Origin of the sequence: Bacillus sp. GC_Bacil_1 (assembly GCF_026540675.1) — a bacterium.
Classification (GTDB): Bacteria; Bacillota; Bacilli; order Bacillales; family Bacillaceae_G; genus Bacillus_A; species Bacillus_A cereus.
Genome location: NZ_JALNUG010000035.1, coordinates 1 through 14,689, shown reverse-complemented (window position 1 = coordinate 14,689; position 14,689 = coordinate 1). Strand labels below are relative to the sequence as shown.

Here is a 14,689-nt window from a genome sequence, read left to right as displayed (position 1 = left end):
TCTAGCGCCGATGGTAGTTGGGACCTTGTCCCTGTGAGAGTAGGACGTCGCCAAGCAATTAAAAACACAAGTCTTTTGACTTGTGTTTTTTTTATTTCCCATGAAATAGGTTAGGTTCTGTTAGTAAAAATGATGAAATATAGTAAGGGATTTTTTGAGCAGAAATATTAAGAAATTGATAAATAAATGGATAATCTTCAGAGCCATAGCTTCCAAGTAAGTCATACCACCAATCTGTTTCATACCTAGAAATCATGCTTAAATTATAGAGCAATAAATAATGAACGAGGAGTTCGGGTAATACTGGTTTAGGATTTCTAGGATCAGTTGTAAGTGGTAAATAATAAGTATTAGTAAGATATTCATAGTATAAAGGAGTACTGTACATAGGATTCCATGATTGAATTGGCGCCGTAAAAAGTAAATTCGATTCATTAGTTTTCTCAGGTACATGTTGCATTGATAAATGCTTACAAGATGTTTCAATGTAGCGAGAAAATCTCTCTTTAGTCATATGTAATCGATCTAGTAGGTTGACTGAAAAGGAGAGCTCATTTTTAATTGTTGAATCGATTTTATATAAAGTTGATCCTTTTTGACTATAGCGGAGCAGATTTTGTAATTCTGGAATATTTCCCATTAGTTCTAACATGTTAAATTTTTCTGCTTCTAAGTGTTTCATGTGAAACAGTTGTTCTGCAACATGAGTAAACAATCCGTTTTTTTGTACCTTCACCTCATCTTCTAAAAATTGATACCCTTGTTTTTTTCGTTTGCGAGTTGTAACGCCATGAGCTAAAACAGTAGTGGATTCAGGATAGTTAGGATCAATGGTTAGTAGACATGCTTTAAAAAGTTGGCTAATTCCATAAAATAACAACATTGGTTGAATGGAAAATGGAGCTGTCTTATATAATTCATAATAATTTTTCCCGTGTTCTAAGTAATAAATAAAGGGATAACAATTTTCAAAACTTTTTTTTTCGGCATCCTGAATAGAGGATTTTTCATAACAACGGGCAAGATAACGTTGTACGTTTTGAGATGAAAAAAAGAAACTTAACTGCTGCCAAGTGCAAGATGTTTGATGCATATATTACGCTCCTTTTATTGTCTAAAAATTCTAACATATATATACGTCCTTGACAGTATTTTAACCAATTGATAAGCTACTAATAATAATTTCTGGTATCATAGGGGGAACAATTATGTGGGAATCTAAATTTGTTAAAGAAGGTTTGACTTTTGATGATGTATTACTTGTACCAGCTAGGTCAGATATATTACCAAGAGAAGTAAGTGTTAAAACAGTTTTATCTGAAAGCTTACAGCTAAACATCCCGTTAATTAGTGCAGGAATGGATACAGTAACAGAAGCTGACATGGCTATTGCAATGGCTCGCCAAGGTGGTTTAGGAATTATTCATAAGAATATGTCTATTGAGCAACAAGCAGAGCAAGTTGATAAAGTAAAGCGCTCTGAAAGCGGCGTTATTTCAGATCCTTTCTTCTTAACTCCAGAACATCAAGTATATGATGCAGAACATCTTATGGGAAAATATCGTATCTCAGGTGTACCGGTTGTAAATAATTTAGATGAGCGAAAATTAGTTGGTATTATTACAAACCGTGATATGCGCTTCATCCAAGACTACTCAATCAAAATTTCTGACGTAATGACAAAAGAACAATTAATTACAGCTCCAGTTGGTACTACACTGGAAGAAGCTGAAAAGATCCTACAAAAGTATAAAATTGAAAAACTCCCTCTTGTTGATAATAACGGTGTATTACAAGGGCTGATTACAATAAAAGATATTGAAAAAGTAATTGAATTCCCAAACTCTGCTAAAGATAAGCAAGGACGCTTATTAGTTGGAGCGGCAGTTGGTGTAACAGCTGATGCTATGCTTCGTATCGATGCATTAGTAAAAGCTAGTGTAGATGCAATTGTACTTGATACAGCTCATGGGCATTCTAAAGGCGTTATTGATAAGGTAAAAGAAGTTCGTGCTAAATATCCATCATTAAATATTATCGCTGGAAATGTTGCTACAGCTGAAGCAACGAAAGCATTAATTGAAGCTGGTGCAAACGTAGTTAAAGTTGGTATTGGACCAGGTTCTATTTGTACAACACGTGTTGTAGCTGGTGTTGGTGTACCACAATTAACAGCAGTTTATGATTGTGCAACCGAAGCTCGTAAACACGGTATTCCAGTTATTGCTGATGGGGGTGTTAAGTACTCTGGTGATATGGTTAAAGCTTTAGCAGCAGGAGCACATGTTGTTATGCTAGGTAGTATGTTTGCTGGTGTTGCCGAAAGTCCTGGAGAAACTGAAATTTACCAAGGTCGTCAATTTAAAGTGTATCGTGGTATGGGTTCTGTCGGTGCGATGGAAAAAGGAAGTAAAGATCGTTACTTCCAAGAAGGAAATAAAAAACTTGTTCCAGAAGGTATTGAAGGACGAGTACCATATAAAGGACCTTTAGCAGATACAGTTCACCAATTAGTTGGTGGCTTACGTGCAGGTATGGGATATTGCGGAGCACAGGATTTAGAATTCTTACGCGAAAATGCACAATTCATTCGTATGTCAGGTGCAGGCTTACGTGAAAGTCATCCTCATCACGTACAAATTACAAAAGAGGCTCCAAACTACTCATTATAATGTCTTATATACAAATAGACAGAGATTTGATATCTCTGTCTATTTTTTTTTGATTATGTTAGAATAACGGTTATGTGAGTACATAGATATTGGGGGTAGCAAAAGTGAAAGGTATGTTTTGCAAAAGATTCATTGCTTTGGTAACAGTGCTTACACTAGCTTGTAGCATTTTTATGCCATATAGCAATGCATCAGCTGAAACAGGAGCCGCTTTAAACATTGAAGCAGGCGCGGCAATTTTAGTAGAAGCGAATTCTGGGAAAATTTTATATCAAAAGAATGCAGATGAATTATTATCCATTGCTAGTATGACAAAGATGATGAGTGAATATTTAGTTCACGAAGCAGTGGATAAAGGAAAACTTAAGTGGGATCAGAAAATTAAGGTTTCTGAATATGCATATAAGGTTTCACAAGATGCTTCATTATCAAATGTTGCATTAGAAAATGGTGGCTCTTATACAGTAAAAGAGTTATATGAGGCAATGGCAATCTTTTCTGCAAATGGTGCAACAATTGCATTAGCAGAAGCAATTGCAGGTAAAGAAGTAGATTTCGTAAAAATGATGAATGATAAATCGAAAGAACTAGGGTTGAAAAATTATAAATTTGTCAATTCTACAGGTTTAACGAATAAAGATTTAAAGGGAATGCACCCTGAAGGAACAACAGCAGATGAAGAAAATAAAATGTCTGCAAAGGATGTTGCAACTTTAGCACAACATTTAATTAAAGATTATCCAAAAGTGTTAGATACAGCAAAAATTCCTAAAAAAGAATTCCGTCCAGAAAAAGAGAAGTTTGCAATGTCAAACTGGAACTGGATGTTAAAGGGCTTAGTTAAAGAATATGATGGCGTAGATGGTCTGAAAACAGGCTCAACTCCAGAAGCAGGAGATTGCTTCACTGGTACGGTTGAAAGAAACGGTATGCGTTTTATTTCTGTAGTTATTAAAACAAGTTCTCATACAGCACGTTTTGATGAAACAAAGAAGCTATATGATTATGGATTTGCTAACTTTGAAGTGAAACAAATGTATAAAAAAGGTTCTTCAGTAAAAGGACAAGAAACAGTAAGAGTAGAAAATGCGAAAGATAAAGATGTAGCAGTTCAAACGAAACAAGCTATTTCACTTCCAGTGCCAAAAGGAAGTAAAGATGTTTATAAAACAGAATTAAAAGAATCAAGTAAGGGACAAGAAGCACCTATTAAAAAGGGAGCTGCGCTTGGTCAAATGGTAATTACGCCAAAAGATACAAACGACCCTGGATTTTTAACTGGTAAGTCGTTGCAAGTGGATCTTGTAACAACATCTGAAGTAGAAGAAGCAAACTGGTTTACTCGTGCTATGCGCGGAATTGGTTCATTCTTTAGTGGTATGTGGAATAGTGCTGTTGATACAGTAAAAGGTTGGTTTTAGAAGCTCCTCATGGTAGGGGCTTTTTTTTTATTCCTATTTTTCATACCGACTTTATGAAAAAGTAGTAGACAAGCATCTGATAGTTAGTGGTAGAATGTAAGAGTATTCTTAATTTTCGCCTTTAACGGGGGAAAGCAATTCACCTAGGGGGGTTTTTGTACATGACAAATGTAACAGGGACAGAGCGTGTAAAACGTGGAATGGCAGAAATGCAAAAAGGCGGCGTTATTATGGACGTAATTAACGCTGAACAAGCAAAAATTGCAGAAGAGGCAGGCGCAGTTGCCGTTATGGCATTAGAGCGTGTACCAGCAGACATTCGTGCAGCAGGTGGCGTTTCTCGTATGGCAGACCCAACAATCGTTGAAGAAGTTATGGGTGCAGTGTCAATTCCGGTTATGGCAAAATGCCGTATCGGTCACCTTGTAGAAGCACGTGTATTAGAATCATTAGGGGTAGACTATATCGATGAGAGTGAAGTATTAACTCCTGCTGATGAAGTATACCATTTAAATAAACGTGATTACACAGTTCCATTTGTATGTGGTTGCCGTGATATCGGAGAAGCTGCACGTCGTATTGCAGAAGGTGCATCTATGCTTCGTACAAAAGGTGAACCAGGAACAGGAAACATTGTAGAGGCAGTGCGTCATATGCGCCAAGTCAATGCAGAAATCCGTCAAGTTGCGAGTCTACGTGAAGATGAGTTAATGACATATGCAAAAAATACTGGTGCTCCTTACGAAGTATTACTTGAAATTAAACGTCTTGGTCGCTTACCAGTTGTAAACTTTGCGGCAGGTGGTATAGCAACGCCAGCAGATGCTGCATTAATGATGCAACTTGGTGCTGATGGGGTATTTGTTGGATCTGGTATCTTCAAATCAGAAAACCCAGAGAGATTTGCACGTGCAATTGTTGAAGCAACGACTCATTATGAAGATTACGAACTAATTGCAAGTCTTTCTAAAGGATTAGGTAATGCAATGAAGGGTATCGAAATTTCAACGTTATTACCAGAACAACGCATGCAAGAGCGTGGATGGTAATTAAAGGAGAACTTTAAAATGGTGAAAATCGGTGTACTAGGTCTTCAAGGTGCAGTTCGTGAACATGTAAAATCAGTTGAAGCAAGTGGTGCAGAAGCTGTTGTTGTAAAGCGTATAGAGCAACTTGAAGAGATTGATGGTCTTATTTTACCAGGCGGTGAAAGTACAACAATGCGCCGTCTCATTGATAAGTATGCTTTCATGGAACCACTTCGCACATTTGCAAAGTCTGGTAAACCAATGTTTGGTACATGTGCAGGGATGATTCTTCTTGCGAAAACACTTATTGGCTATGAAGAAGCACATATTGGTGCTATGGATATTACAGTTGAGCGCAATGCGTTCGGACGCCAAAAGGATAGTTTTGAAGCTGCGCTTTCAATTGAAGGCGTGGGTGAAGACTTCGTTGGTGTATTTATCCGTGCGCCGTATGTTGTAGAAGTAGCTGATAATGTTGAAGTGCTTTCTAAGCATGGTGACCGAATGGTAGCGGTAAGACAAGATCAGTTTTTAGCTGCTTCATTCCATCCGGAATTAACAGATGATCATCGTGTAACAGCATACTTTGTTGAAATGGTAAAAGAAGCGAAAATGAAAAAAGTTGTATAAGTAACTTGCAACTTGTATAAGATTATAGTAAATTGATGGTAACAATTTTATAAAATAAGCGTGTTGATAGGAAATAGTAACAAATGTTGTTTCTTATAGAGAGTCGATGGTTGGTGGAAATCGATAGAAACAGTTTGTGAATCCATCCTGGAATGGAATGTGGAACATCTTTTGGATTAGTAAGCATTCCCGGTGAAGAGCCGTTATTTCTACTTGAGAGGAAAGTGGTAATGCTTTCAACTAGGGTGGCAACGCGGGTTAACTCCCGTCCCTTTATATAGGGACGGGAGTTTTTTGTGTTTTATAAAATAAAAGGAGGAGTATATAATGCTTGATATTAAATTTTTACGTACAAACTTTGAAGAAGTAAAAGCGAAATTACAGCATAGAGGTGAAGATTTAACTGATTTCGGACGTTTTGAAGAACTTGATACGAGAAGAAGAGAACTACTTGTTCAGACAGAAGAATTAAAAAGTAAACGTAATGAAGTGTCTCAACAAATCTCTGTATTAAAGCGCGAAAAGAAAGATGCAGAAGCTCTAATTTTAGAAATGCGTGAGGTTGGAGAAAAAGTAAAGGATTTTGATAACGAACTTCGCACAGTTGAAGAAGACTTAGAAAGATTAATGTTATCTATTCCAAATATCCCTCATGAGTCTGCTCCAGTCGGTGAAACAGAGGATGATAATGTAGTAGCGCGTACTTGGGGAGAAGTAAAAGAATTTACTTTTGAACCAAAACCACATTGGGATCTTGCTACTGATTTAGGAATTTTAGATTTTGAACGCGCTGGGAAAGTAACAGGAAGCCGCTTCGTATTTTACAAAGGTGCTGGTGCAAGATTAGAGCGTGCTTTAATTAGCTTTATGCTTGATCTTCATACTGATGAGCATGGATATGAAGAAGTATTACCTCCATATATGGTAAACCGTGCAAGTATGACAGGAACAGGACAACTTCCAAAGTTTGAAGAAGATGCATTCCGTATTGAAAGTGAAGATTATTTCTTAATTCCAACAGCTGAAGTACCTGTAACGAATATGCATCGTGATGAGATTTTAAATAAAGAGCAATTGCCTATAAGATATGCTGCATTTAGCTCTTGCTTCCGCTCTGAAGCAGGTTCAGCTGGTCGCGATACACGCGGTTTAATTCGCCAGCATCAGTTCAATAAAGTAGAGCTTGTGAAGTTCGTAAAACCAGAAGATTCTTATGAAGAGTTAGAAAAATTAACAAATGATGCAGAACGCGTGTTACAATTATTAGAGTTGCCATATCGCGTTATGAGCATGTGCACAGGCGATTTAGGATTTACAGCAGCGAAGAAATACGATATTGAAGTATGGATTCCAAGCTATGGCACATATCGTGAAATTTCTTCTTGTAGTAATTTTGAAGCTTTCCAAGCGAGACGTGCAAATATCCGTTTCCGCCGTGAGCCAAATGGAAAACCAGAACATGTCCATACATTAAATGGATCTGGTCTTGCAATTGGACGTACGGTTGCAGCTATTTTAGAGAACTACCAACAAGAAGATGGTACAATTATAATTCCAGAAGTTCTTCGCCCTTATATGGGAGGAAAAACAGTTATTAAGTAAATTTAAACATTCATCGGTATGAGTGATTGGTAATTATGAGCGTTGTCAGTACTGTAATGTAGGAAGGGGAAAGTAAAATTTTCCTTTCCTCATAATTTATTTTAGTAGGGTTGACTAACTGTTTTTCTTTTGATATTATATTTGATGTCAATATGGAGGTATACCCAAGTCTGGCTGAAGGGATCGGTCTTGAAAACCGACAGGCGGCGAGAGTCGCGCGGGGGTTCGAATCCCTCTACCTCCTCCAGATATAATTGACAACAGCGCATATAAGTGGAGATTGGAGAACTCGTTACCAACACGTAACGAGTTTTTATTTTAAAACCAATCATAAAGTATGGTGTAAGGTAATTTTGTCCTTATTACACACTCATATTCCGATGATTATCTTCATAGATATGAAAGGAGTCAACATGGATCTTATTATACAAACGTTTCCTTTAGATGGAAAAACTTTATATTATGTACAATGTCCTGTCTGTAAGAACAATAGAATTTTAAACAGTGGTGCAAACGTATCACGCATTATTAGTGATGATACATTCCGTAAACTTTGTGGTTGTACTTGTGATGTAAAACCAGCTACGAATAAAGTAGAGGTGCCAAAACAAGTTAAAAAAGCAGCTGTAAAGAAAGAAGCGGCTCCAAAACGTACAGGTAAAGTATTAACGGCAGTAATTAATGGGAAAGAAATGACTGTTAAAGAGATTGCTGAAGCATACGATATTAGTACAAGTACTGTTCGTCAGCGTATTAACGCAGGAAAACCTGAGAGTGAAATTATTGCTCCAACAAAGAAGAAGTAATTTAATAGGAAAACCCGTGCATATGCACGGGTTTTTTATTTTACAAGTTTACGTGTTTGTTTTAAAAAATGGCCAATTTTTTTAATGATTGGTTCGATTGAATCCCCATCTTTTAAAATATCGTACTCATTAATATTTAAGCGTAATACAGGGCATGAATTAAAGTTGTTAATCCAGTTTTCATAACGTCCATGCATTTCTTTCCAGTACTCAATTGGCGTTTGCTGTTCCATTGGGCGTCCGCGTTCTTGAATACGATCGACAATATCATCGAAAGAACCTTCTAAGTAAATTAATAAGTCTGGATGAGGGAAGTAAGGAGTCATGACCATAGCGTCAAATAACCCTTTGTATGTTTCATAATCAGTTTCCGTCATCGTACCTTTTTCATGATGCATCTTTGCGAAAATTCCAGTGTCTTCGTAAATAGAACGATCTTGAACAAAACCGCCACCGTATTCAAAAATTCTTTTTTGTTCCTTAAATCGTTCTGCTAAAAAGTACACTTGTAGGTGGAAGCTCCAGCGAGTGAAGTCCGCATAGAACTTGTCCAAGTATGGATTGGAATCTACTTTTTCAAATGATGTGCGATAACCTAAAGCATTAGCTAATGCAGTTGTCATAGTTGATTTACCCACACCTACCGTTCCGGCGATAGTGATTACTGCGTCATTGGGTATATCATATTTTTGCCTTAAATTCATTATTATTTCGACTCCTTTAAGAGAGTATTTTGAAGGGCAGATAGGATGACGTTTAAATCATCAGGATTTTTTACAAAATCCATATCGTCTCCATTAAATTTCAATACTGGTATTTCCGGATGATCTTTTTTAAAAGCATCCATTGCTGTTTCATAATCTTTTGTGAGCTGTAGTAAGTAATTTGGATCCATGTTTTTTTCAAATTCTCTTCCGCGCATGGCGATTCGTTTTTGCAATGTTTCTAGGCTAGCTGTTAAATAAACAATGACGTTTGGCACAGGCATATCTTGTGTAAGGATACGATAAATTTGCATGTACTTGTCATATTGAGAGTCTTTTAATGTGCGGGATGCAAAAATTAAATTTTTAAAGATATGGTAATCCGCTACTACTGGTTTCCTTTGATTCAAATACTTTATGTTAATATCTTCTAATTGTTTGTATCTATTACAAAGAAAGAACATCTCTGTTTGAAAACTCCATTCGTCGATGTCTTCATAGAACTTTCCTAAAAAGGGATTTTCATCAACAATCTCTTTTAGTAAGTGGAGTTGCATGTGAGTTGAAATTTCCTTCGCAAGTGAAGTTTTTCCAACACCAATTGGTCCTTCAACCGTGATAAATGGTACTCCGGTCACGCTGTTTCCTCCTTTCAATCAGTGATTTACCGTGACTACTAAAAACACAAAACAGAATTATTGTAGCACAAGAGGGAAGCGAGCGGGTTAATTTGATATAAAAAGTTAGAAAATAGATATATGTATTAATTAAATTTTATTTTGGATGACGATGTTATATTTGCTTTCAATGTAGCTTCCATTATTTTTAAAGCATGTATATTATCTTGGTCGTTGTTAGAGGCGATACAATCCTGTGGTACATACAATGTATAATTTCTCATATGGGCATCATTAGCTGTAAAAAGGATACATATATTTCCGGCAACTCCTGTTAATATTAGATTTTCTATTTTTAAATAACCTAGTAATGAATTTAAAGGTGTTTCATAAAAAGCGGAATAATGTGGTTTAATAAAAATGTAATCATCAGAATTTGGAGCAATTTTATGGATTATATTTTCGCTATATTTATTTGTGCAATGAGTAATAAGTTGGTCGATATCAGATCTCCAAAGTTGATAATGGTCATTAACGTAAATTATAGGATAGCCGAAGGATTTCATTTTTTTCTTTAATTGTAAAATAGGGTTTGTGATAGTCTCACATTTTTGAGCTAGAATGGGTCCGTGGGAAAATTGAAAGTCATTAATCATATCGATAATGAGCAAGGCGGTATTTTTCATATGTAATCCCCTCTCTTTTTTCTTTTAGGGTGGATTGAATATATAAAAGTTATCCCCTGTGTAGTAAATGGAAATAAGTGTACTTTATTTGTAATGAAAGGACTATGTTATGGAACAAGATCAAGATATTTATTTTATGCAATTAGCGATAGAAGAAGCCAAAAAGGCAGAGGAAATACAGGAAGTGCCAATTGGAGCAGTTATAGTGTTAGATGGTGAGGTAATTAGTGTTGCCCATAATTTAAGGGAAACTGAGCAAAGATCAATAGCTCATGCTGAGTTGCTAGCGATAGATGAGGCGTGTAAAAAATTAGGGACATGGCGTTTAGAAGATGCAACATTGTATGTAACATTAGAACCTTGTCCAATGTGTGCGGGTGGAATTGTTTTATCACGAGTGAAGCGAGTTGTATATGGTGCAAGTGATCCGAAGGGCGGGTGTGCAGGGACATTAATGAATCTTTTAACAGATGAACGCTTCAATCATCAATGTGAAGTAGTATCTGGTGTATTAGAGGAAGAATGCGGTACGTTGTTAACAAACTTTTTTAGAGAGCTTCGTAAAAAAAGAAAAGCGATAAAAAAATTAGAGAAAAATACTGGGAACTAACGTATTTGCATTTTATAAAGAAACAAGTTATACTGATAATGCCTTTAATGAAGGCAACCGAATATTGGTTTTAACTTTGCCGTGCTAAGCGGGGAGGTAGCGGTGCCCTATACTCGCAATCCGCTCTAGCGAGGCCGAATCCCCTCTCGAGGTTATGTTGCTGTAAGGTCTGCCTTAAGTAAGTGGTGTTGACGTTTGGGTCCTGCGCAACGGGACCCCGTGAACCTTGTCAGGTCCGGAAGGAAGCAGCAATAAGCGGGTCTTCTCGTGTGCCGCAGGAGTGCCTGAACCGAGCTAACTGCTTGAGTAACGCTTATGGTACGTAATCGACGGAGGGTGCACGGCAGTTATATATGTATACAAAACTCACCTTAATACAAAGGTGAGTTTTTTGTATAGAAAATAACTTTTGGAATCTATAAACAGAATGGGTTATAATAAATGAGATAATAACCTTTGAGGGAGGCCGTATTTTCGTGTCATACCAAGCGTTATACCGAACATGGAGACCGCAAAAGTTCGAAGATGTAGTCGGTCAAAAGCACGTGACAAAAACGTTGCAAAATGCCCTTCTTCAAGAGAAAGTTTCACATGCTTATTTATTTTCTGGTCCTAGGGGAACAGGAAAAACGACAATTGCAAAAGTATTTGCAAAAGCAATTAACTGTGAACATGCTCCGGTAGCTGAACCTTGTAATGAATGTCCTTCTTGTTTAGGAATTACACAAGGATCCATTTCAGATGTATTAGAAATTGATGCGGCTTCAAATAACGGTGTAGATGAAATTCGAGATATTAGAGATAAAGTAAAATATGCTCCAAGTGCTGTAGAATATAAAGTATACATTATTGATGAAGTTCACATGCTTTCTATGGGTGCATTCAATGCGCTTTTAAAAACCTTAGAAGAGCCGCCAGGACATGTTATCTTTATTTTGGCGACAACAGAACCTCATAAGATCCCGCCTACAATTATTTCGCGTTGTCAGCGTTTTGAATTCCGAAAAATATCAGTGAATGATATTGTTGAGAGATTATCAACGGTTGTGACAAACGAAGGTACGCAAGTGGAAGATGAAGCATTACAAATTGTTGCCCGTGCTGCTGAAGGTGGTATGCGTGACGCGCTTAGTCTTATTGATCAGGCTATATCTTATAGTGATGAGATTGTTACGACAGAAGATGTATTGGCCGTAACAGGATCTGTTTCTCAGCAATACTTAGGCAATTTAGTAGAATGCATACGTGAAAATGATGTATCAAGAGCATTACAGATCATAGATGAAATGATGAGTAAAGGGAAGGATCCAGTTCGTTTTATGGAGGATTTCATTTACTATTATCGTGATATGCTTTTATATCAAACTTCACCGCAACTAGAACATATGTTGGAACGAGTAATTGTAGATGATCAATTCCGTAAGTTGAGTGAAGAAATGCAACCGGAAGTGATCTATGAGATTATTCATACCCTTAGTAAGGGACAACAGGAAATGAAGTGGACAAATCATCCGCGTATTTTCTTAGAAGTTGTTATGGTGCAATTGTGTCAACAGTTTATGATGCAAGCAAACGGTACTGATCGTTTGCAAGCAATTATGAACAGGATGCAGCAATTGGAGAAAGAGTTAGAGCAAGTCAAAAAGAACGGTGTGCCAGCTGGTGTACAACAGGAAGTAAGAGAGACACGTGCAACACCAAAACCCGTACGAACAGGAAGTATGAAGATTCCTGTCGGGCGTGTAAATGAAGTATTAAAACAAGCGAAGCGTCAAGATTTAGAACAATTAAAAGCTGTATGGGGTGAGTTGTTAGGAAGACTCAAATCATATAACAAAGTAGCGTTTGCTGTTCTACTAGAAAATAGCGAACCAGTGGCAGCTTCAGATGACACTTACGTTTTAGCATTTCAATATGAGATTCACTGTAAGATGGCGAGCGAAAATCGAGAAGCTATGGATACAGTAGAACAAGCTTTATTTGAATTGCTAAGTAAAAGGTTAAATATGATTGCCATTCCAAAAAGTGAATGGGGTAAAATCCGTGAAGACTTTTTACAACGTGAAGGTGGAGAGTCTGAAGAAAGCCCGGAGAAAAAGGAAGACCCTCTTATAGAAGAGGCAGTGAAATTAGTAGGACAAGAACTCATTGAAATAAAAGAGTAATAATAATTAGGAGGAATTAATTATGATGCGTGGCGGAATGGGAAATATGAATAACATGATGAAACAAATGCAAAAGATGCAAAAAGACATGGCGAAAGCACAAGAAGAGCTTGGTGAAAAAACAGTTGAAGGTACAGCTGGCGGCGGAATGATTACAGTTATTGCAAATGGTCACAAGCAAATTCTTGAAGTGAAGATTAAAGAAGAGGTTGTAGATCCAGAGGATATCGAAATGTTACAAGACTTAGTGTTAGCTGCAACAAATGATGCACTTAAAAAGGCTGATGAGCTATCAAACTCTACGATGGGTAAATTTACAAAAGGCTTAAACTTACCAGGTGGAATGTTCTAGGAGGATATTGATACATGCATTATCCAGAACCAATATCAAAACTAATCGATAGTTTTATGAAGTTGCCAGGTATCGGACCGAAAACAGCGGTTCGATTGGCATTTTTCGTATTAGATATGAAAGAAGATGATGTGTTAGGTTTTGCGAAAGCACTTGTAAATGCGAAGCGAGATTTAGCGTATTGTTCTGTATGTGGACATATTACTGATCGTGATCCTTGTTATATTTGTAATGATTCGCATCGAGATCAATCAGTTGTTTGTGTCGTGCAAGAACCGAAAGATGTAATCGCGATGGAAAAAATGAAAGAGTATCAAGGTGTATATCATGTGTTACGTGGTGCGATTTCTCCTATGGAGGGAATTGGACCGGAAGACATTAATATCCCGCAACTCTTAAAGCGACTACATGATGAAACGGTACAAGAAGTAATATTAGCAACAAACCCTAATATTGAAGGGGAAGCTACAGCGATGTATATCTCCCGCCTCTTAAAACCTACAGGCATTAAAGTAACTCGTATTGCACATGGTCTGCCAGTTGGTGGAGATTTAGAATATGCAGATGAAGTGACACTATCGAAAGCATTAGAAGGTCGCAGAGAAGTATAAGAGGAGAAACAAAAATGTTCTTTCAAAAAAAGGGTAAATTGCGTAAAGAGTATGATGATAAGTTAATTGTACTTTTGGAAAAAGTGAAGAATGAGTGGTTACGTCAGAAGAGAATGGTCGAACAAAGTGTAGAACCATCTCAAGATGTCATTTGTTCTTTGAAAATAGCAGAGGCGAAATATTTCTTCTTGTTGAAAGAAGCAAAGCGTCGTCCTGTAAAAATGGAACAATGGTAAAGGGTTCTGCTTTCTGAGCAGGCCTTTTTATTTTATTTGTTAAATGCTGAGGTGTTGTTTTATTAGGTTTATATGAAAGAGATGCCGTTTATGATAACTGTTCTTTTTTATTGTCTTGTCCCATACAAATAGATGTATAGGTCATTCATAAGGAGGAAAAAATGAATTCTACAATTATTATTGTTGGCATTCTTACTTTAGTGTTTATTTTTCTTGTTTTTGGTGTTGCCTCTAAGCCATTACGTTTTATAGGAAAGGTGATTTTTCATGTTACTCTAGGCATAGCATTGCTTTTTATCGTAAATGTTGTAGGGACATATTTTGATTTTCATATCCCAATTAACATGGGTACAGCGGCAATAACGAGTTTATTAGGGCTACCAGGTGTGGCGGCATTAGTGATTATTAAGCTTTATATCATGCCAAGATAAAATTATTTTGGCATTTTTTTAAAAAGTGTTGACTATTAAATGATTAATATGGTAAATTAATAAGCGTCGTCAGGAACGAAAGAAAAAAGTTGTTGACAGATTTAATGAGAAATGTTAA

16 protein-coding genes, 1 tRNA gene, 1 other RNA gene and 1 other annotated feature are annotated in these 14,689 nt (G+C 36.8%); of the genes, 14 read left to right on the top strand and 4 right to left on the bottom strand.

Annotated elements, in window-relative coordinates:
* Positions 1-91 precede the first annotated feature (91 nt).
* Positions 92-1,093 (bottom strand): YaaC family protein, encoded by a 1,002-nt coding sequence (locus tag OXT04_RS29075; RefSeq protein ID WP_000554294.1) that lies wholly within the window; start codon positions 1,091-1,093, stop codon positions 92-94.
* 115 nt (positions 1,094-1,208) lie between these two features.
* Here OXT04_RS29075 and guaB point away from each other — a divergent pair, with 115 nt between their 5' ends.
* From guaB to OXT04_RS29040, 7 genes are all read left to right on the top strand, one after another.
* Positions 1,209-2,672, top strand: coding sequence for an IMP dehydrogenase (gene guaB, locus OXT04_RS29070; RefSeq protein ID WP_000264089.1), 1,464 nt, complete (start codon positions 1,209-1,211; stop codon positions 2,670-2,672).
* 113 nt (positions 2,673-2,785) lie between these two features.
* Positions 2,786-4,093 carry a D-alanyl-D-alanine carboxypeptidase DacA gene (dacA, locus tag OXT04_RS29065; protein WP_125653127.1) on the top strand — a complete coding sequence of 436 codons (1,308 nt, stop codon included), beginning with the start codon at positions 2,786-2,788 and terminating at the stop codon, positions 4,091-4,093.
* A 161-nt stretch (positions 4,094-4,254) separates the two neighbouring features.
* On the top strand, positions 4,255-5,142 hold the full coding sequence (pdxS, locus tag OXT04_RS29060; protein WP_000186154.1) for a pyridoxal 5'-phosphate synthase lyase subunit PdxS: 888 nt from the start codon (positions 4,255-4,257) through the stop codon (positions 5,140-5,142).
* An 18-nt stretch (positions 5,143-5,160) separates the two neighbouring features.
* A complete protein-coding gene (gene pdxT / locus OXT04_RS29055) occupies positions 5,161-5,751 on the top strand; it encodes a pyridoxal 5'-phosphate synthase glutaminase subunit PdxT (RefSeq protein WP_000238785.1) in 591 nt (196 codons plus the stop codon).
* Between the two features lie 54 nt (positions 5,752-5,805).
* Positions 5,806-6,027: a binding site (T-box leader), on the top strand.
* Between the two features lie 51 nt (positions 6,028-6,078).
* On the top strand, positions 6,079-7,353 hold the full coding sequence (serS, locus tag OXT04_RS29050) for a serine--tRNA ligase (RefSeq protein ID WP_000884174.1): 1,275 nt from the start codon (positions 6,079-6,081) through the stop codon (positions 7,351-7,353).
* 154 nt (positions 7,354-7,507) lie between these two features.
* A tRNA-Ser gene (locus OXT04_RS29045) sits at positions 7,508-7,600 on the top strand.
* 166 nt (positions 7,601-7,766) lie between these two features.
* Positions 7,767-8,159, top strand: coding sequence for a sigma factor-like helix-turn-helix DNA-binding protein (locus tag OXT04_RS29040; RefSeq protein ID WP_000364192.1), 393 nt, complete (start codon positions 7,767-7,769; stop codon positions 8,157-8,159).
* A gap of 35 nt (positions 8,160-8,194) precedes the next feature.
* On the opposite strand, the gene OXT04_RS29035 is transcribed toward OXT04_RS29040, so the two are convergent.
* From OXT04_RS29035 to OXT04_RS29025, 3 genes are all read right to left on the bottom strand, one after another.
* On the bottom strand, positions 8,195-8,863 hold the full coding sequence (locus OXT04_RS29035; protein WP_001053585.1) for a deoxynucleoside kinase: 669 nt from the start codon (positions 8,861-8,863) through the stop codon (positions 8,195-8,197).
* Positions 8,864-8,865: 2 nt separating this feature from the next.
* Positions 8,866-9,501: a deoxynucleoside kinase gene (locus OXT04_RS29030; RefSeq protein WP_000148218.1), complete on the bottom strand. Its 636-nt coding sequence runs from the start codon at positions 9,499-9,501 to the stop codon at positions 8,866-8,868.
* Between the two features lie 125 nt (positions 9,502-9,626).
* The gene (locus OXT04_RS29025) at positions 9,627-10,166 is read right to left on the bottom strand and encodes a cysteine hydrolase family protein (RefSeq protein ID WP_016513286.1); all 540 of its coding nucleotides are present in this window, start codon (positions 10,164-10,166) and stop codon (positions 9,627-9,629) included.
* Positions 10,167-10,275: 109 nt separating this feature from the next.
* Between OXT04_RS29025 and tadA the strand changes: the two genes are divergently transcribed.
* The 7 genes from tadA to OXT04_RS28990 all read left to right on the top strand — a co-directional run bounded on the left by tadA (position 10,276) and on the right by OXT04_RS28990 (position 14,571).
* Complete coding sequence (tadA, locus tag OXT04_RS29020) at positions 10,276-10,776, top strand: tRNA adenosine(34) deaminase TadA (RefSeq protein ID WP_000434330.1); 501 nt, start codon at positions 10,276-10,278, stop codon at positions 10,774-10,776.
* Positions 10,777-10,855: 79 nt separating this feature from the next.
* An RNA gene (gene ffs / locus OXT04_RS29015) (signal recognition particle sRNA large type) lies at positions 10,856-11,120 on the top strand.
* A gap of 132 nt (positions 11,121-11,252) precedes the next feature.
* Entirely contained in the window at positions 11,253-12,941 is a 1,689-nt protein-coding gene (gene dnaX / locus OXT04_RS29010; RefSeq protein ID WP_000121561.1) for a DNA polymerase III subunit gamma/tau, read from the top strand.
* Positions 12,942-12,966: 25 nt separating this feature from the next.
* Positions 12,967-13,293, top strand: a complete 327-nt coding sequence (locus OXT04_RS29005) for a YbaB/EbfC family nucleoid-associated protein (protein WP_014894853.1) — start codon at positions 12,967-12,969, stop codon at positions 13,291-13,293.
* A 14-nt stretch (positions 13,294-13,307) separates the two neighbouring features.
* Positions 13,308-13,904 carry a recombination protein RecR gene (recR, locus tag OXT04_RS29000; protein WP_000559169.1) on the top strand — a complete coding sequence of 199 codons (597 nt, stop codon included), beginning with the start codon at positions 13,308-13,310 and terminating at the stop codon, positions 13,902-13,904.
* Positions 13,905-13,918: 14 nt separating this feature from the next.
* Positions 13,919-14,140 (top strand): YaaL family protein, encoded by a 222-nt coding sequence (locus OXT04_RS28995; protein ID WP_000466019.1) that lies wholly within the window; start codon positions 13,919-13,921, stop codon positions 14,138-14,140.
* A gap of 161 nt (positions 14,141-14,301) precedes the next feature.
* Positions 14,302-14,571, top strand: a complete 270-nt coding sequence (locus OXT04_RS28990) for a pro-sigmaK processing inhibitor BofA family protein (protein ID WP_001089273.1) — start codon at positions 14,302-14,304, stop codon at positions 14,569-14,571.
* The last annotated feature ends 118 nt before the right edge of the window (positions 14,572-14,689 follow it).